Here is an 18552-nt window from a genome sequence, read left to right as displayed (position 1 = left end):
CCCCGGGGGACGGGCACGGGAAGGGGCGGCGGGGGCGAATCAGACTGCTCCCAGGGCCTGCCCCAGCGCGTCCAGGAATCCGTCCACCGTCCCCCGGTCCCGCACCGCCAGCCGCAGCCACTCCTCGTCCAGCCCCGGGAACGTGTCCCCACGGCGCACCGCGTAGCCGAGGGCGCGCAGCCGTCGGCGTACCGTCGCCGCGTGCGGCAGCCGGACCAGGACGAAGGGACCCTCGGCGGGTTCCGCGACCCGCAGACCGTGGGCGGCGAACTCCCGCAGCCCCGCCACCAGATGCGCGCGGTCCGCCGCGACCAGGCGGGCCGCGCCGGCCGCCTCCGCGAGCGCCCGGGGCCCCACGCACGCCTCCGCCGCCGCCAGCGCCGGTGTGGACACCGGCCACAGCGGCTGCGCGCGCTCCAGGTCCGCGACGGTCTCCGGGGCCGCCAGGACGTAACCGATCCGCAGCCCCGCGAGGCCCCACGTCTTGGTGAGGCTGCGCAGGACGACGAGACCGGGGACGTCCCCGCGCCCGGCCAGCGCCTCGCGCTCGCCCGGCACCGCGTCCATGAACGCCTCGTCCACCACCAGCGTCCGACCGGGGCGGGCCAGCCGGGTGACGGCGGCGGCCGGGTGGAGCACCGACGTCGGGTTCGTCGGGTTGCCGATCACCACCAGGTCCGCGTCCTCGGGCACCGCCGCCGGGTCCAGCCGGAAACCGTCCGCCTCCCGCAGCAGCACCCGGTCCACCGTGTGCCCGGCGTCCCGCAGCGCCGCCTCCGGCTCCGTGAACTGCGGATGCACCACCACCGGCCGGCGCACCTCCAGCGCCCGCGCCAGCAGCACGAACGCCTCCGCCGCGCCCGCCGTCAGCAGCACCCGCTCCACCGGCAGCCCGTGCCGTGCCGCCACCGCCGCACGCGCGGCCCGCCCGTCCGGGTAGGCGGCGAGCCCGGCCAGCGACCCGGCGATGTGCTCCCGCAGCCACCCCGGAGGCGTGCCCGCGCGGACGTTCACCGCGAGGTCGACCAGCGCGGAGCCGTCGTCACGGACCTCGGCGTCCCCGTGGTGCCGCAGATCGTGCCCGCCGGCCGCCGGCTCAGTGCGCATGGGAGTGCGCGTGTCCGTGCCCGTGGTGGTGGCCGTCGTCGTCCGGGTGGAAGTGCGGCTGCTGAGCCAGCCCCACCTTGTCCTCGAAGCCGGGCAGCGCGATCCGGTACACGCACGAGTCGCAGTTCATCCGCAGATCGCCCTTCACGGCCTCCTCGTACCGCTCCCACACCAGATCCAGCAGCTCCGGCTCCGGACCGATGACGTCCGCCGACCGCACCTCCGTCTCCGGGTGCGCCGCCGCCCACTCCTCGGTCTGCCGCCGCACCCGGTCCGGCAGGATCCCGGTGAACAGGAAGTACGGCAGGACGACGACCCTGCGGGCCCCCAGCCGCGCGCACCTCTCCAGGCCGCCCGGCACGTCCGGCGCCGCCAGCGACACGAACGCCGTCTCCACGCCCGCGTACCCGCGCCCCTCCCACAGCAGCCGCGCCGCCTTGAACACCTCGGCGTTGGCGTCCGGGTCCGTCGACCCGCGTCCCACCAGGAGCACGGTCACCTCGGACGGGTCCCAGGACGGGTCCATCGCCTCGGCAAGCCGCCGCTCCAGCACGCTCAGCAGCGCGGGGTGCGGGCCCAGCGGACGGCCGTAGGTGTACGAGATCCCGGGGTGCCGTTCCTTCTCGCGGGCCAGCGCGGCCGGGATGTCCCCCTTGGCGTGCCCGGCGGACACCAGCATCAGCGGCACGGCCGCGAACCGCCGCGCCCCGCGCTCCACCAGCTCGGCGACGGCCTCGCCCAGCGGCGGCGGGGACAGCTCGATGAACCCGCCGGCGACGGGCAGTCCGGGGTGGCGGCGCCCCAGTTCCCGTACGAAGTCACGGAACGCCTCCGCTCCGGCGTCGTCCCGGGTGCCGTGGCCGGCGATGAGCAGGGCGGGCGGCGGGGTGGTCACAGGTTCTCCTCAGGGGGAATCGGGTGGTACAGCAGGGCGTTGAGCGCGGCGGCGGCCACCGCCGACCCGCCCTTCTCGGACACGTTGCTCACGGCGGGCAGCCCGCTCTCCCGCAACGCGGCCTTGGACTCGGCCGCCCCGACGAAACCGACGGGCAGCCCGATGACGAGCGCGGGGGAGGCGTCCAGGGTCAGCAGCTCCTCCAGGGCGGTCGGCGCGCAGCCGATCACCCACAGGGCGCCGGGCCCGACCTCCTCGTACGCCAGCCGCACGGCGTGCGCCGAACGCGTCAGGCCGGGCCCGGACTTCGCGTCCTTCAGCCGGCACACGGTCTTGCGGCGGGTGATCCCGGCCGCGACCATCTCCACGTCCGCCACGACCGGCGCCCCGGCGTGCAGCGCGGCATGGGCCTTCGCCAGCTCCCCCTCGTCCATGACGAGGTCGGACGCGTACTCCAGGTCGGCCGCGGAGTGGACGACCCGCTCCACCACCGCCCGGGTCAGCGGCGGGAAGTGCGAGGTGTCGAGGCGGGCGCGCAGCCGCCGGAAGGACTCCTGCTCGATGGGGTGCACCACGCGGTTCACCGCGCCTCCTCCTGCCAGCGGTAGCCACGCGGGGTGACCATGCGCCCCGCGATCTCACGGGTCGCCGTGTTGCCCACGGTCACGACCGTCATCATGTCGACCGTCGCCGGGTCCAGCGCGGCCAGCGTGGTCAGCCGGCTCGACTCGTCCGCGCGGGACGCGTTGCGCACCACCCCGACCGGCGTCGCCGGCTCCCGGTGCCCGGCGAGGATCGCGAGGGCCTTCGGCAACTGCCAGTCACGGCCCCGGCTGCGCGGGTTGTAGAACGTCACCACGAGGTCCGCCTCGGCCGCCGCCCGCACCCGCCGCTCGATGACCTCCCACGGTGTGTGCAGGTCGGACAGGCTGATCGACACGTGGTCGTGGCCCAGCGGCGCCCCCAGGACCGCCCCGGCCGCCAGCGCCGCCGTCACACCCGGCACCCCGACCACGTCGATGTCGTCGGACGCCTCCGCGAGCGCCGGGGACGCCATGGCGTACACCCCGGCGTCCCCGCTGCCGATCAGCGCGACCGCCTGCCCGCGCCGGGCCTCGGCGACGGCCGTGCGGGCCCGCTCCTCCTCCGCCCCGAGCCCGGACTCCAGCACGCGCGTGCCCGGCCGCAGCAGATCGCGGATCTGGTCGACGTACTGGTCGAGCCCCACCAGCACGGAGGCGCGCCGCAGTTCGTCCTTCGCCCGCGGGGTGAGCAGGTCCCGGGCACCCGGCCCCAGCCCCACCACCGCGAGCCGCCCGCGCCCCGGCCGCCGTACGACGGCACAGGTCGCCATCGCGGGCCGCGCCGCCGACTTCCGCTTCGGCACGAGCAGTTCACCTCCGCCCACCAGCGCGGCGGCCTCCGCGACCGACGGGGTGCCGACGGCGGCCAGCGGTGCGTCCGACGGGTTGGGCACCTCGACGCGCGCCAACTCCTCGGCGGTGTACGTCACCAGGGGCACCCCGAGCCGCCGGGCCGCCGCCACGATGCCGGGCTCGTCGGCCTTGGCGTCCACGGTGGCCAGCCCGGCGAGCGACGCCGCCGACAGCCCGGCCTCGCGCAGGGCCCCCTCGACCAGGCCGAGCACCTCGTCCACGGGGGCACCCTTCGAGGCGCCGACGCCGACGACGAGCGTGGGCGGCCGGAGCACCGCCTCCCGCCCGCCCGGCTCGACCAGCCGGTCCGTGACCCGGATCGTGTACGCCCCCTCGTCCGCGACCGGGAGCGGCGGCAGCGGCCAGGCCACCTCGGTGCGCAACGCCACCGCCTCACCGTCCAGCAGGGCCCGCGACACGGCGGCGACGTCGCCCTCCACCGGCAGACCGAGGGTGTCCAGACCCGGCAGCCCGGCCGCGTCGGTCGCCGTCGTCACCACCGGCTCGGCGCCCAGCACCTCGCCGACCGCGCGGGCCAGCTCGTTCGCCCCGCCGCCGTGCCCGCCGACCAGCGACACCGCGAACCGTCCGCCCTCGTCGACACAGACCACACCCGGGTCGCTCGCCTTGTCGTGCAGCAGCGGTGCCACCAACCGCACCACGGCCCCCGTGGCGAGGAAGCACACGAGCTGCTCGCACTCGGCGAACGCGGCCCGTACGGCGTCCGGCACGGGACCCTCGTACACGCGCGTGCGGTCCGGCCACGCGGCGGCCAGCCGGTCCCGCGCGGCCGCTCCGGCGGCCGTGGCGGAGATGAGGCCGATCACTCGTCGACTCCTTCTTTGTGTGCCGGGAGCCGGACGCCCCACAGCAGGAAAACGGGATTGGTCGCCGCCAGCCGGGTCACGTCCCCGGGCAGCGGCGCCAGCCGCGACGACTGCAACAGCACGCCGTCGCAGGAGAAACCGGCGTTCGTCAGCGCCTCACGGGCCGCCGGAACCCGGTCCAGCGCGGCCATGGCGACGACGACCGTCCGCCGCGCCCGTCGCGCGCACGCCGTGACGACCGCCGGCAGTTCGCGTCCCCCGCCGCCCACGAACACGGCGTCGGGGTCGTCGTCGAGGCCGGCCAGCACCTCCGGCGCCGCCCCGTGCACCACGCGCACGTCGACCCCGTGCGCGGCGGCGTTGGCGCGGACGCGCTCCACCCCGTCCGGCGCCTTCTCGACGGCGGTGACGGCGGCCCCCAGCCGCGCGCACTCCACGGCCACGGACCCCGACCCCGCGCCGACGTCCCACACCAGCTCACCGGGGCGCGGCCCGAGCCGGGCCAGGGCCAGGGCCCGCACCTCGAACTTGGTGATCATGGAGTCGCGGTGGTCGAACCCGGCTTCGTCCAGCGCCCAGCCGGCAGGCTGTTCGATGCCGCCCGCGACGGTCCGTACGGGCCCCAGCGCCCGCGCCTCGTCCAGGCACAGCACCACACTCACCGCCGCACCCCAGTCCCGCACGGCGGCCTCGGCGGGCGTCACCCGCTCCACCCGCTCCTCGGCGGAACCGAGCGCGGAGGCGACGACCAGCACCCGCGCGGTGTCCCGCAGCGCGGCCCCCAGCTCGGCCGGACCCGCCCCCGGCCCGGTCAGCACGGCGACCTTCGGACGCGCCCGGCACAGATGCACCGCCGTACGCGGATCCCGCCCGTGCGCGCTGACCACCACGGCGTCGTCCCACGGCAGTCCGACCCGCGCGAACGCGGCGGCCACGGAGGAGACACCGGGCCGCACGTCGAGCCGCTCCGGCCCGAACCGCTCGGCCAGCGCCCGCACGATCCCGAAGAACCCGGGGTCCCCGGACGCCAGCACCACGACCGGCCGCTCCTCGGCGACGTACTTCTCCACCGTGTCGAGCGCGGGCGCCAGCGGCCCGAGCACGATCCGCCCGGCCCCCTCCGGCAGCCGCAGAGCGTCCAGATGCCGCCGCCCGCCGACCACCAGTTCCGCCCCCGCCGTCACCGACGCGTCGACCGTCGCCCCGGCCCCCATCCCGACGACGGTGATCACGTGCTCGCACCCCGCGAACGCAACGCCCGGCGCGCCTCGGGATCGGCCTTGCGGAAGCCGTGGAAGTGACCGGGGTGGTACAGGTGCGAGCGGGTGCCGTGCGCCTCGAGGGCCGGACCGACCAGGAACAGCGTGTGCTTCCAGAGCTTGTGCTCCTTGACCGTCTCCTCCAGCGTGCCGATCGTGCACCTCACGACCAGCTCCTCCGGCCAGGTCGCCTGGTACGCGACGACGACCGGCGTGGACGTCGGATAGCCGCCCTCCAGCAGCTCCCGCACCAGCTGCCCGCTGCGCGCGGCCGACAGGAAGATCGCCATGGTGGTGCCGTGCCGCGCGAACTCGCGGACCTCCTCACCCGGCGGCATCGGCGTCTTGCCGCCGCCGAGCCGGGTCAGCACGACCGACTGCGCCACCTCGGGAATGGTCAGCTCCCGCTGCGCGAGCGCCGCGACGGCGGAGAACGACGACACACCCGGCACGATCTCGGTCGCGACACCGAGCTCCGCACACCGGTCGACCTGCTCCTGGGTGCCGCCCCACAGCGCGGGATCGCCGGAGTGGATCCTCGCGACCTTCAGCCCTTCCGCGCGGGCCCGCTCGTAGACGGCCACGACGTCCTCCAGGGACATCGTCGCCGAGTCGAGGATCTCGGCGCCCTCACGCGCGTGCCGGAGGACCTCCTCCTGCACCAGGCTGGCGGCCCAGATCACGACATCGGCCTCGGCGATGGCGCGCGCGGCACGGAACGTCAGCAGATCGGCGGCGCCGGGGCCGGCCCCGACGAAGGTCACCTTGCCGGTGGGGGCGTCGGCCATGGAAATCGGTCCTCTCCGGAGAATGGTCAAAGTCGGTGGGCGGTGAGCGGCTGTCACGCGTGCGCGGACGGGCGCCGATCGGATACGAAGAGCACATGGCGGTCCTCGTCGCGCTCGGCGCGTTCCTGATGACGCTGGCCGGCGGCTGGTCGGCACACCGCGTGACCGACCGCCGCCACCTGGTGCTGGGCCTGGCAGGCGGCCTGATGCTCGGCGTCGTCGGCCTCGAACTCCTCCCGGAGTCCCTGGAGGCGGCCGGCACCGAGGTGTACGGCGTCCCCGCGGCGCTGCTGCTCTTCGTCGCCGGTTTCCTGCTGGCCCATCTGGTGGAACGCCTGCTGGCCCATCGGCAGGCCGCGCACGGCGCCGAGGAGAGCGACGGCCGCACGCCCGAGGTGGGCCTCACGGCCGCCGCCGCGATGGTCGGCCACAGCGCCATGGACGGCGTGGCGATCGGCGCCGCCTTCCAGGTCGGCGGCGGCATGGGTGCCGCCGTCGCGGTGGCCGTGATCGCCCACGACTTCGCGGACGGCTTCAACACGTACACGCTCACGCGCGTCTACGGGAACGCCCGCCGCCGCGCGCTGATGATGCTGTTCGCGGACGCGGTGGCACCGGTGGCCGGCGCCGCCTCGACGCTGTTCTTCACCCTCCCGGAACCGCTGCTCGGCGGCTACCTCGGCCTGTTCGGCGGCGCGCTGCTCTACCTCGCCGCGGCCGAGATCCTGCCGGAGGCCCACCACGAGCACCCGGCCCGCTCCACGCTGCTGTGCACGATCGCGGGCGCGCTGTTCATCTGGCTGGTGGTGGGCGTCGCGCACTGAGCACGACCCGGCCCGGCTCACAGTTTGCCGCCCCGCCCGCCGTCACGCCGCGGCGGCGCGATGAGCGTCGACAGGTACGGCAGCGGCGCCCCGTCCAGCTCGGCGGCCGGCCGGACCGACTCCTCCGGCAGCCCGAGCGCCGACCCCCACACCGCGTCCCCGATCCGCCCGGTCTCCCGCAGCGCCTCGGCGACCTCACCGGCCTGCCGCCCGAACTTGTAGGCGACGACGGTCCCGGGCCCGGCCAGCGCCTCCTTCAGCACGGCGGCCCCCGCGGTCACCGGAACCAGCGTGAGCGGCTCGGTCCCCTCGGTCAGCACCGCACCCGACCGTGCCGCCAGATCCTGCATGGCGGTGATCCCCGGAACGGTCTCGACGACGGTGCCCGGCACCAGCTCCACGACGGTCTGGGCGAGATAGGTGAACGTCGAGTACACGTTGGGGTCCCCGATGGTCGCGAAGGCGACGGACCCGTGCTCCCGCAGCAGCCCCGCGACCCGCTCACCGGCGGCGTCCCAGGCCGCCTCGCGCCGCGCCCGGTCGGTCCGCTCGTTCAGCGCGAACACCACCCGGACGACCTTCGCGGCGGGCACGTAGTGCAGCACGGTCGCCTCGGCCCGCCCGCGCTCACCGGAGTCGAGGACCGGCACCACGACGGCATCGGCGGCCCGCAGCGCGTTGACCCCTTTCACGGTCACCAGCTCCGGGTCCCCGGGCCCCACCCCGACCCCGATCAGCCTGCTGCTCATGACGTCCGGCACCTCTCCACGAACCGACGGGCGACACCGGGCTCGGACGCCCAGTGCGTGTGCAGATAGCTCGCGTGCACACCGCGCTCCACAAATCCCTCGACGCGCCGCTCGGGCGCCCGCACGCCCCAGGCGGGCCGCATCCCGGCGCCGGGCTCGACGACGGTGCGGTGGAACTCGTGCCCCCGCATCCGCGTCCCGGCGGCGGCCAGCGCACCGTCGCTCACGGCCACGGCGTCCCGGTAACCAAGGGTCAGCCGCTCCGACATCCGCGCGGAGGCGTCCAGCACCCCGCACATGGGCGACCCGTCCAGCTCCCGGCACAGATACAGCAGCCCGGCACACTCGGCCGCGACGGGAGCACCGCTCAGCGCCAGCTCGGCAACGGCCTTCCGCAACGACTCGTTGGCGGACAGCTCGGAGGCGTACACCTCGGGAAACCCGCCACCGATGACCAGCCCGGCGGTCCCCTCGGGCAACTCCTCGTCCCGCAAGGGATCAAAGGTGACGACCTCGGCCCCGGCGGCGGTCAGCAACTCGGCGTGCTCGGCATAGGAGAACGTAAAGGCGCTCCCACCGGCAACGGCAACCCTGACAGCCCGTCCGGCACTCTCCAGCCTGTCCGGCGTGTGAGGACGAGGCCCGTTCAGGGCCGAAGGGGGGTCCGGGGGCGCAGCCCCCAGGGCCGGGAAGGGAAGGGGCGGCGGGGGCGAGGAAGCCAGAGCCTCACCTGCCTCCCACGCCGCACCCGCCAACGACCCCGCACCCCGCGCGAGCGCGACCAACGCCGACAGATCACACCCGTCGGCCACCTGCGCGGCCATCGCCGCAACGGCCTCGACAGCCAAGGACCCCCGCTCGGCGACCGGCACCAGCCCCAGATGCCGAGACGGCGTCTCCACCTGCGCGGCCCGCCGCAAAATCCCCATCACAGGAACCCCGACGGAGTCCAGCGCCTCCCGCAACAACCCCTCGTGCCGGTCCGAGGCGACCTTGTTCAGGATCACGCCCCCGACCCGCACCTCCGGATCCCAGCTCACGAACCCGTGCACCAGCGCCGCCACCGACCGCGACTGCGACGACGCGTCCACGACGAGCACGACCGGCGCCCGCAGCAACTTCGCCACCTGCGCGGTGGACGCCAGTTCGCCCTCACCCGCGGCCCCGTCGTACAGCCCCATGACACCCTCGACGACGGCGACGTCACACCCCCGCGCACCGTGCGCGAACAGCGGAGCGACCAGCTCCGGACCGCACAGGTACGCGTCGAGGTTCCGCCCCACCCGCCCGGTGGCCAGCGAGTGATACCCGGGATCGATGTAGTCGGGCCCCACCTTGTGCCCGGACACGGCGAACCCCCGCGCGGACAGCGCGGCCATCAACCCCGTGGCAACGGTGGTCTTGCCGCTCCCCGACGAGGGCGCGGCAATCACCAACCGTGGAACAGAGGTCACCACTCGATGCCCCTCTGCCCCTTCTGCCCGACGTCCATCGGGTGCTTCACCTTGGACATGTCGGTCACGAGGTCGGCGAACCCGACCAGCTTCTCCGGCGCGTTCCGTCCCGTGATCACCACGTGCTGCGTCCCCGGCCGCTCCCGCAGCACGGACACCACCTCATCGGTGTCGACCCACCCCCAGTGCATCGGGTAGGCGAACTCGTCGAGCACGTACAGCTTGTACGTCTCGGCGGCGAGGTCCCGCTTGACCTGCTCCCAGCCCTCGCGGGCCTTCTCCTCGTTGTCCATCTGCGCGTCGCGCTGGACCCAGGACCAGCCCTCACCCATCTTGTGCCAGTCGACGGTCCCGCCCTCACCGGAGGCACCCAGCACCCGCAGCGCGTTCTCCTCGCCGACCTTCCACTTCGCCGACTTGACGAACTGGAACACCCCGATCGGCCACCCCTGGTTCCAGGCCCGCAGGGCGAGCCCGAACGCGGCGGTCGACTTCCCCTTCCCGATGCCCGTGTGCACGACGACCAGCGGACGGTTACGCCTCTGACGCGTCGTCAGCCCGTCATCGGGTACGACACTCGGCTGCCCCTTCGGCATTACGCGGCCCTCCTCGAAGTCCCCTGCACGTCCCTGACCAGCCCGGCGATCGAGTCGGCCCGCAACTCGTCCAGCGTCACGGCACTGCCGCCCAGCTCACCGGCCAGCCGCCCGGCGAGCCCCAGCCGCACCGGCCCCGACTCGCAGTCCACGACCACGGAGGCGACTCCCTCGGCCGCGAACAGCCGCGCCGCACGCGAGGCCAGCGCGACCGGCTCCGGCCCACCGGTCGCCCGCCCGTCGGTCACCACCACGACCAGCGCCCGCCGGGCCGGGTCCCGCAGCCGCTCCACCCGCAGCACGTCGTGCGCCTTGAGCAGCCCCGCCGCGAGTGGTGTCCGCCCACCGGTCGGCAGCGACTCCAGCCGGGCCGCCGCGGCGTCCACCGACGACGTGGGCGGCAGCGCCACATCGGCCGCCGACCCCCGGAAGGTCACCAGACCCACCTTGTCCCGCCGCTGGTAGGCGTCGAGCAGCAGCGACACCACGGCCCCCTTCACGGCACCCATCCGCTGCCGCGCCGCCATCGACCCGGAGGCGTCCACGACGAACAGCACGAGGTTGCCCTCCCGCCCCTCGCGCACCGCCTGCCGCAGATCGTCCCGCCGCACCACCAGCCCCGGCCCGGACCGCCCCCGCGCCCGCTGATGCGGCGCAGCCGCCTGCACGGTCGCCGCCAGGTGCAGCTTGGTCAGCGCACCGTTGGGCCGCCGCGCGCCCGTCGTCCGCCCGTGCTCGGTCCGGGCCCGCGACCGCCGCCCGGCGGTGCCCTGGCCGATGCCGGGGACGCTCAGCACCTTCGTCCGGAACGGCTCGGCGGCACCCACCGGGGACCGCTCACCGGAGCCGGCACCCGCGGGCTGCCCGGCCTCCCCGGCTTCCCCGGCCTCGGCCGGGGCCTCCGCGTCACCACCGCCCTCCGGACTCTCCGGACCCTCCGCGGGAGGCTGCCCGCCACCCCCGTCGGGCCCGTCCGGGTCGGTGTCGGGATCGTCGTCGCCCCCGAACTCCTCCAGCGTCTCGTCGAGCTTGTCCTCGTCCAGACCGGGCGCGTCGAACGGATTCCGCCTCCGCCGGTGGGGGAGGGCCAGCAGCGCGGCCTGCCGCACGTCCTCGGCCAGCACGTCCGTCCGCCCCGCCCAGGCGGCCAGCGCGGTCGCCGTACGCGCCATCACGATGTCGGCCCGCATGCCGTCCACCTCGAACGCCGCACAGGTCGCCGCGATCTGCCGCAGCGCCCCGTCCCCGAGCCGCACCGACGGCAGCAGCTCCCGCGCCGCCACGATCCGCGCCCGTACGGCGGCCTCCTCCTCGGCCCACCGCGCGGCGAACCCGGTGGGGTCGTCGTCGTACGCCAGCCGCCGCCGCACGACCTCCACGCGCTGGTCGGGTTCGCGCGAGGCGGTCACCTCGACGGTCAGCCCGAAGCGGTCCAGCAACTGGGGCCGCAGTTCGCCTTCTTCGGGATTCATGGTCCCGACGAGCAGGAAACGCGCCGCGTGCCGTACGGAGACGCCCTCGCGCTCGACGTACGAGGCGCCCATCGCGGCAGCGTCGAGCAGCAGGTCGACCAAGTGGTCGTGCAACAGGTTGACTTCGTCGACGTAGAGGATCCCGCGGTGCGCCTGCGCCAGCAGCCCCGGCTCGAAGGCCTTTACGCCCTCCGCCAGCGCCCGCTCGATGTCGAGCGCACCGACCAGTCGGTCCTCGGAGGCGCCGACGGGCAGTTCGACCATGCGGGCGGGCCGCGCGGCACCGCCGCCGCTCTCGTGCGGCCCGTCAGGACAGGCCGGGTCCGGAGCCGAGGGGTCGCAGGAGAAGCGGCAGCCGGGCACCACGGCGACCTCCGGCAGCAGCGCCGAGAGCGCGCGCACCGCCGTCGACTTGGCGGTGCCCTTCTCGCCGCGCACCAGCACACCGCCGACGGCGGGTGAGACCGCGTTCAGCAGCAGCGCGAGCCGCAGGTCGTCCTGGCCGACGACGGCCGTGAACGGAAAGGGGGTGGTCACTGGTCGTCGCCCTCCAGATCGCCTTCGAGTTCCAGGTAGGTGGCGCGCAGCCGCTCCAGCGTGTCCGCGTCCGGCTCCGCCCACAGTCCGCGGTCGGCGGCCTCCAGCAGCCGCTCGGTGATGCCGCGCAGCGCCCACGGGTTGGACTTCTTCATGAAGTCCCGGTTCTCCGCGTCGAAGACGTACTCCGCGCTGAGCTTCTCGTACATCCAGTCGTCCACGACCCCGGCCGTGGCGTCGTACCCGAAGAGGTAGTCCACGGTCGCCGCCATCTCGAAGGCGCCCTTGTAGCCGTGCCGGCGCATCGCCGCCATCCAGCGCGGGTTGACGACGCGGGCGCGGAACACGCGGTGCGTCTCCTCGCCCAGCGTCCGCGTCTTCACCTGGTCCGGTGTGGCCGAGTCGCCCACGTACGCCTCCGGACTCGCCCCCGTCAGGTGCCGCACCATGGCGACCATGCCGCCGTGGTACTGGAAGTAGTCGTCGGCGTCGACGAGGTCGTGCTCGCGCGTGTCGACGTTCTTCGCCGCCACCGCGATCCGCCGGAACGCCGTCTCCATGTCCCCGCGCGCCGCCCGCCCGTCGAGCCCGCGCCCGTAGGCGTAACCGCCCCAGACCGCGTACACCTCGGCGAGGTCCGCGTCGGAGCGCCAGTTCCGCGCGTCGATCAGCGGCAGCAGCCCCGCCCCGTACGCCCCCGGCTTCGAGCCGAAGACGCGCGCCGTGGCCCGCCGCCGGTCGCCGTGCTCGGCGGTGTCCTCGTCGGCGTGCGCCCGTACATAGTTGGCCTCGGCCGGTTCGTCCAGCTCCGCCACCGCCCGCACCGCGTCGTCGATCAGCCCCACCACGTGCGGGAACGCGTCCCGGAAGAACCCGGAGATGCGGACCGTGACGTCGATGCGCGGCCGACCCAGCTCCTCGAGCCCGACCACCTCGAAGCCGGTCACCCGGCGCGACGCGTCGTCCCACACCGGGCGGCACCCCAGCAGGGCCAGGATCTCGGCGATGTCGTCGCCCTGGGTGCGCATCGCCGACGTACCCCACACCGTCAGACCCACGGACTTCGGATACTCACCCGTGTCCTGCAGGTACCGCTGCACCAGCGAGTCGGCGAGGGACTGCCCGACCTCCCAGCTCAGCCGCGAGGGAATCGCCTTGGGGTCGACGGAATAGAAGTTCCGCCCCGTAGGGAGCACGTTGACCAGCCCGCGCGTGGGCGAACCCGACGGCCCCGCCGGGACGTAACCGCCGTCCAGCGCCCGCAGGATGTGCCCGATCTCGTCCGTCGTCCGGGCCAGCCGGGGCACGACCTCCTCACACGCGAACCGCAACACGGCCACCGCGTCGGGGAGTTCCGTGCCCAGCACCTCCCGGACCAACGAGGGAACCGAGCCGGCCGCCCAGCCGCGCTCCTCCATCCCCTCCGCGAACCGCCGGCACAGCTGCTCCAGCAGGTCGATCACGTCGGCGCCGGTGCGCGCCGGGCCGTCCACCAGGTCCGTCAGCTCCGCCGGAACCTTCACCGGCGCGCCCGGCTCGGCCAGCAGCTCCTTCTCCACCAGCCCGAAGTGCCCGGCCAGGCAGGCCCGCAGACCCGGCAGCGCGTTCGCCCGCCCGCCCCAGACCTGCGAGGCGCGCAGCACCGCCAGGACGAGGTTCACGCGCGGCTCACCGACCGGGCCGCCGCCGAGGATGTGCAGGCCGTCGCGGATCTGCACGTCCTTGATCTCGCACAGGTAGCCGTCGATGTGCATGACGAACTCGTCGAAGGCGTCGTCGTCCGGCTGGTCGTCCACATGCAGGTCGTGGTGCAGCTCGGCGGCCTTCACCAGCGTCCAGATCTGCGCGCGCACCGCCGGTGCCTTCGCCGGGTCCAGGTCGGAGACCAGCGCGTACTCGTCGAGCAGCTGTTCCAGCTTGGCGAGGTCGCCGTAGGTGTCGGCCCGGGCCATCGGCGGCACCAGGTGGTCGACCACCGTCGCGTGCCCGCGCCGCTTGGCCTGGGTGCCCTCGCCGGGGTCGTTCACGATGAACGGGTAGATCAGCGGCAGCTCGCCGAGCACCGCGTCCGGCGCGCACCCGGCGCTCAGCCCCAGCCCCTTGCCCGGCAGCCACTCCATCGTGCCGTGCTTGCCCATGTGCACGATCGCGTCGGCGCCGAAGCTGTTCTCCAGCCAGCGGTACGCGGCCATGTAGTGGTGGGAGGGCGGCATGTCGGGGTCGTGGTAGATCGCGATCGGGTTCTCCCCGAAGCCGCGCGGCGGCTGGATCATCACCACGACGTTCCCGAACCGCAGGGACGCCAGCACGATGTCGTCCCCGTCGACGTACAGCGACCCCGGCGGCTCGCCCCACGCCTCGCGCATCCCGTCCCGCAGCGCCGGGTCCAGCCCCTCGAACCAGGCCCGGTAGTCCGCCAGCGGCACCCGCGCGGGCGCGGCGGCCAGCTGCGCCTCGGTCAGCCACTCCACGTCGTGCCCGCCGGCCTCGATCAGCCGGTGGATCAACTCGTCGCCGTCGGACGGGTATCCGTCGACCGCGTACCCCGCCTCCCGCAGCGCGTCCAGCACCCGGACCGCCGACGCGGGGGTGTCGAGCCCCACCGCGTTGCCGACGCGCGAGTGCTTCGTCGGGTACGCGGTGAAGACCAGCGCGAGTTTCTTCTCTGCGTTCGGCTTGTGCCCCAGCCGGGCGTGCCGTACGGCGATCCCGGCCACCCGCGCGGCCCGCTCCGGGTCGGCGACGTACACCGGGACGTCGTCGGGGCCCTGCTCCTTGAAGGAGAACGGGACCGTGATCAGCCGGCCGTCGAACTCCGGGATGGCGACCTGCATCGCCGCGTCCATGGGGGACAGGGCGGCGTCGGACTCCTCCCACGCGGCGCGCGACGACGTCAGGCAGAGCCCCTGCAGCACCGGCACGTTCAGATCGGCCAGTGCCCCGATGTCCCAGGCCTCCTCGTCACCGCCCGCCGACGCCTGCGAGGCGTGCGTGCCGCCGGCCGCCAGCACGGTGGCGACGAGGGTGTCGGCCCGGGCCAGCAGCTCGTACAGCGCCGGGTCGGTGTCGCGCAGCGAACCGCAGTAGACGGGAAGGGCGTTGGCGCCCCGCGCCTCGATCGCGTCGCACAGCGTGTCCACGAAGGCCGTGTTGCCGCTCAGTTCGTGGGCGCGGTAGAAGAGCACGCCGACCGTCGGACGGCCCTGTTCCAGGGCGCGTTCGCCGTGGACGCCGTACTCCGGCATCTTCCGCGGTTCCTCGAAGCCCTCGCCGGTCAGCAGCACGGTGTCCGACAGGAAGCGGGCCAGTTCGGTGAGGTTGTCCGGGCCGCCCTCGACGAGGTACCGCAGTGCCTCCGCGACCACACCGGCCGGCACCGTCGACTCGGCCATGAGTTCCGCGTCCGGCACGGCCTCCCCGCCGAGCAGCACCGCCGGGATCCCGGACGCCTTCAGCGCCGCGAGCCCGTCCTCCCAGGCGCGCTTGCCGCCCAGCAGCCGTACGACGGCGAGGTCCGCCCCGTCCAGCAGCGCGGGCAGCTCGTCCGCCACGTCCACGCGGGTCGGGTTGCCGATCCGGTAGGGGGTGCCGGAGGCACGGGCCGCCAGCAGGTCCGTGTCGGCGGTCGACAACAACAACACAGTGCTCATGCGGGTGCTCCCGGTGGAATGAAGGGCAGTCCTTGCGGCGCGCCGGACTCGATGAGCCGCCACAGCGCGTCCGTGTCCGCGTGCTGTTCGATCAGGTCGCCGAGCCGGTCGAGCTGCTCCTCGCGCAGCGCGGCGAACGAGGTGTCGGGGGCCGGTACGAAGCGGCGGCCCGCGGCGGCGGCCACCTCGCGCAGGAAGGCCCGCCGGAAACCGTCCGACTCCAGTGAGCCGTGCCAGTGCGTGCCCCAGGTCTGTCCGACCCGGCAGCCGTCCAGGAAGGGTTCCCCGCCCTGGACTTCGGCGACCCCGTGATGGATCTCGTACCCCTCGACGGGCTCCCCGAGGGCTTCGCCCGACGGACGCGTGAGGGTCTTCTCCCGCGCGAACCGCACCCGCACGGGCAGGATCCCGAGCCCGTCGACGTGCCCCGCGCGGCTCTCGACCTCGTCCTCGATGTGCTCGCCGAGGACCTGGAAGCCGCCGCAGATCCCGAGCACGGGCCGCCCCTCGGCCGCCCGCCGCTCCAGCGCCCGGGCGAGCCCGCGCTCCCGCAGCCACTGAAGCGCCCGTACGGTCCCGCGGGTGCCCGGCACGACCACGAGGTCGGCGTCGGCCAGCTCCTCGGGCCGGTCCACGAACCGCACCACGACGCCCGGTTCGGCGGCGAGCGCGTCCACGTCGGTGAAGTTGGACATCAGCGGCACCGCGCACACGGCGACCCGCAGCACGTCCTCGCCGACCGGCGCGGCGACCACGGACTCCCGTACGGTGCCGCGCAGGGACACCCTGAGTCCGTCCTCCTCGTCGATGCCGAGCCCGTGCCGGAAGGGCAGCACGCCGTACGTCCGCCGCCCGGTCAGGCCGTGCAGCATCTCCAGGCCCGGTTCCAGCAGCGACACGTCGCCCCGGAACTTGTTCACCAGGAACCCGGCGACGAGCTCCTGGTCCTTGGGGGAGAGCAGCGCGACGGTGCCGAAGAAGGACGCGAAGACGCCGCCCCGGTCGATGTCGCCGACCACCAGGACCGGCAGCCCGGCGCCCCGGGCGATCCCCATGTTCACGATGTCGGTGCGCCGCAGATTGATCTCGGCCGGGCTGCCGGCCCCCTCACAGATCACCGCGTCATACGTGCCCCGCAACTGCTCCAGACAGTCCAGCACGGTGCCCAGCAGCCGCTGCTGCCGCCCGCCGTGGTACCCGCGGGCGCTCATCTCCCCGACCGGCCTGCCCAGCAGCACCACCTGGCTGGACCGCTCGCCGCCCGGTTTGAGCAGCACCGGGTTCATCAGCGCGGTCGGCTCGACCCGGCAGGCCTGGGCCTGCATGGCCTGCGCCCGTCCGATCTCGGCGCCCTCCCGGGTCACGAACGAGTTCAGCGACATGTTCTGCGCCTTGAACGGCGCGACCTTCACGCCCCGCCGCACCAGCCACCGGCAGATCCCGGCGGTCACCACGCTCTTGCCGGCGTCCGAGGTGGTCCCGGCGACCAGCAGACCCCCACCGCTCATGACGTACGTCCCTTCATGACGCTCCGCGCGAGGACACCGGCCCCGAGCGCGAGCCAGCCGACCCGCCGCGAGAGCCGTACCGCCCGGTCGATGTCGGACACGGCGACGGCACGTCCGCCGCCGTTGAGCACGGGCCGGTGCTCGACCCGTCCGCCGTAGGAGAGGGTCCCGCCGAGCCGTACGCCGAGCGCGCCCGCGAAGGACGCCTCGACGGGCCCGGCGTTGGGGCTCGGATGCGCGTCCGCGTCCGCGCGCCACGCCCGCACGGCCCCGCGCGGGTCCGGTCCCGCGAGTGCGGCGAGTACGGCGGTCAGCCGCGCCCCGGGCCACCCGGCGACGTCGTCGAGGCGGGCGGAGGCCCAGCCGTAGCGGCGGTAACGGGGGGACTTGTGGCCGACCATCGCGTCCAGCGTGTTGACGGCCCGGAACCCGAGGAGGCCCGGCACCCCGGCGACGGCACCCCACACCAGCGCGCCCACCACGGCGTCGGAGGTGTTCTCGGCGACGGACTCGACCACCGCGCGGGCGATCCCGTCGGCGTCCAGCGCCTGTGGGTCCCGGCCGCACAGGTGCGGCAGCCGCGCCCGCGCCGCCTCGACGTCCCCGGCCTCCAGCGCCCGCCCGATGGTGCGGGCCTCACGGACCAGCGAGGTCCCGCCGACGACGGCCCAGGTGGCGACACCGGTCAGGGCGGCGGAGGCGGCGGGGGAGGAGCGTACGAGGCGTGCGGCGAGGCCGCCCAGCGCGACCGTCCCGCCGACGCACACGGCGGTGTGCACCGCGCCCCGGCCCCGGTCGTCCCGCCACAGCACCCGTTCCGCGGCAGCCGCGGCCCGCCCGAAAGCGGCGACCGGATGCCCCCGGCGGGGATCGCCGAGCAGCAGGTCGCCGAGGAGGCCGGCGGCGGCGCCGTACGCGAACACGCGATCGGCACCCATGGGGTCAGCCGGCCGAGAATCCGGAGGGAGCGGCCCCGGGGCGGGGCGGGGTGTCGCTGGTCGACCTCGGCAGGCAGCCGCGCATGGCGATATGTCCTCACTCAGGGTGTCCACGCCCTGGTTCGACGAGACCGGCGGTGAGAGTTCCTGGCTCCCGGGGTGTTCACCCCGGTGACAGTGGCGGGACCGCGCCGGAATCGCACCGGCTTCCTCTCTTGCCGCCGTAGTGGCTGAGGCAGTCCACCACGGCCCCGGAAGGGCCGTCAACTTGCCGTTGACCTGCGAGGCTGAAGTGTGCTGAGGCCCACAGAGGGGCTCCGGTGGGTGAACCGCGGGCGGGGAGGCGCGGGCAGGGGCGCGCACATGCGAGCGGGGGGGGGGGGGGGGCGCGGGAGGAGGGGGGCCCCCGCCCCACCCCCCCCCCCCCGCGGCCCCCCCGGGCGCGGGGCGGGGGCGCCGCCCCCGGCGCGCGCGGCCGCGCCGCGCCGCGCGCGCGCGGGGGGGCGGGGCCG

Annotated in this window: 14 protein-coding genes and 1 riboswitch; of the genes, 1 reads left to right on the top strand and 13 read right to left on the bottom strand. The window is 74.7% G+C overall.

Annotated features, from left to right (window positions below):
- Window positions 1–39: 39 nt before the first annotated feature.
- The 6 genes from cobC to cobM are packed head-to-tail and all read right to left on the bottom strand — an operon-like array spanning window position 40 to window position 6312.
- Complete coding sequence (gene cobC / locus ACFXAE_RS33590) at window positions 40–1107, bottom strand: Rv2231c family pyridoxal phosphate-dependent protein CobC (protein ID WP_384722635.1); 1068 nt, start codon at window positions 1105–1107, stop codon at window positions 40–42.
- Window positions 1097–2002 (bottom strand): sirohydrochlorin chelatase, encoded by a 906-nt coding sequence (locus ACFXAE_RS33585; protein WP_384722632.1) that lies wholly within the window; start codon window positions 2000–2002, stop codon window positions 1097–1099. The genes cobC and ACFXAE_RS33585 overlap by 11 nt, the downstream gene beginning before the upstream one ends.
- Complete coding sequence (locus ACFXAE_RS33580; protein WP_384722629.1) at window positions 1999–2586, bottom strand: precorrin-8X methylmutase; 588 nt, start codon at window positions 2584–2586, stop codon at window positions 1999–2001. The genes ACFXAE_RS33585 and ACFXAE_RS33580 overlap by 4 nt, the downstream gene beginning before the upstream one ends.
- A complete protein-coding gene (gene cobJ / locus ACFXAE_RS33575; RefSeq protein WP_384722626.1) occupies window positions 2583–4265 on the bottom strand; it encodes a precorrin-3B C(17)-methyltransferase in 1683 nt (560 codons plus the stop codon). Before cobJ ends, ACFXAE_RS33580 begins: the two co-directional genes overlap by 4 nt.
- Entirely contained in the window at window positions 4262–5497 is a 1236-nt protein-coding gene (gene cbiE / locus ACFXAE_RS33570; RefSeq protein WP_384722623.1) for a precorrin-6y C5,15-methyltransferase (decarboxylating) subunit CbiE, read from the bottom strand. The genes cobJ and cbiE overlap by 4 nt, the downstream gene beginning before the upstream one ends.
- Window positions 5494–6312, bottom strand: a complete 819-nt coding sequence (gene cobM, locus ACFXAE_RS33565; protein ID WP_384722620.1) for a precorrin-4 C(11)-methyltransferase — start codon at window positions 6310–6312, stop codon at window positions 5494–5496. The genes cbiE and cobM overlap by 4 nt, the downstream gene beginning before the upstream one ends.
- 95 nt (window positions 6313–6407) lie before the next feature.
- Here cobM and ACFXAE_RS33560 point away from each other — a divergent pair, with 95 nt between their 5' ends.
- Window positions 6408–7136, top strand: coding sequence for a ZIP family metal transporter (locus ACFXAE_RS33560; protein WP_384722617.1), 729 nt, complete (start codon window positions 6408–6410; stop codon window positions 7134–7136).
- A gap of 17 nt (window positions 7137–7153) precedes the next feature.
- On the opposite strand, the gene cobI is transcribed toward ACFXAE_RS33560, so the two are convergent.
- Genes cobI through ACFXAE_RS33525 form a run of 7 tightly spaced genes read right to left on the bottom strand, consistent with a single transcriptional unit; the run spans window position 7154 to window position 18040 of the window.
- Complete coding sequence (gene cobI / locus ACFXAE_RS33555; RefSeq protein ID WP_384722613.1) at window positions 7154–7885, bottom strand: precorrin-2 C(20)-methyltransferase; 732 nt, start codon at window positions 7883–7885, stop codon at window positions 7154–7156.
- Entirely contained in the window at window positions 7882–9342 is a 1461-nt protein-coding gene (locus tag ACFXAE_RS33550) for a cobyrinate a,c-diamide synthase (protein ID WP_384722610.1), read from the bottom strand. The genes cobI and ACFXAE_RS33550 overlap by 4 nt, the downstream gene beginning before the upstream one ends.
- The gene (gene cobO / locus ACFXAE_RS33545) at window positions 9336–9935 is read right to left on the bottom strand and encodes a cob(I)yrinic acid a,c-diamide adenosyltransferase (protein WP_384722607.1); all 600 of its coding nucleotides are present in this window, start codon (window positions 9933–9935) and stop codon (window positions 9336–9338) included. Before cobO ends, ACFXAE_RS33550 begins: the two co-directional genes overlap by 7 nt.
- Complete coding sequence (locus ACFXAE_RS33540; protein WP_384722604.1) at window positions 9935–11944, bottom strand: putative cobaltochelatase; 2010 nt, start codon at window positions 11942–11944, stop codon at window positions 9935–9937. Before ACFXAE_RS33540 ends, cobO begins: the two co-directional genes overlap by 1 nt.
- A complete protein-coding gene (cobN, locus tag ACFXAE_RS33535) occupies window positions 11941–15594 on the bottom strand; it encodes a cobaltochelatase subunit CobN (protein ID WP_384722601.1) in 3654 nt (1217 codons plus the stop codon). Before cobN ends, ACFXAE_RS33540 begins: the two co-directional genes overlap by 4 nt.
- Window positions 15591–17102, bottom strand: a complete 1512-nt coding sequence (locus ACFXAE_RS33530) for a cobyric acid synthase (protein ID WP_384722598.1) — start codon at window positions 17100–17102, stop codon at window positions 15591–15593. Before ACFXAE_RS33530 ends, cobN begins: the two co-directional genes overlap by 4 nt.
- Window positions 17099–18040 carry a cobalamin biosynthesis protein gene (locus tag ACFXAE_RS33525; RefSeq protein ID WP_384722595.1) on the bottom strand — a complete coding sequence of 314 codons (942 nt, stop codon included), beginning with the start codon at window positions 18038–18040 and terminating at the stop codon, window positions 17099–17101. The genes ACFXAE_RS33530 and ACFXAE_RS33525 overlap by 4 nt, the downstream gene beginning before the upstream one ends.
- Before the next feature lie 120 nt (window positions 18041–18160).
- Window positions 18161–18301: riboswitch (cobalamin riboswitch) on the bottom strand.
- Window positions 18302–18552: the final 251 nt, after the last annotated feature.

The sequence above is a fragment of the Streptomyces sp. NPDC059454 genome (assembly GCF_042749965.1).
Lineage (GTDB): Bacteria > Actinomycetota > Actinomycetes > Streptomycetales > Streptomycetaceae > Streptomyces.
The sequence above is the reverse complement of the archived record's forward strand: the minus strand, read 5'-3'. Positions and strand labels throughout refer to the sequence as shown.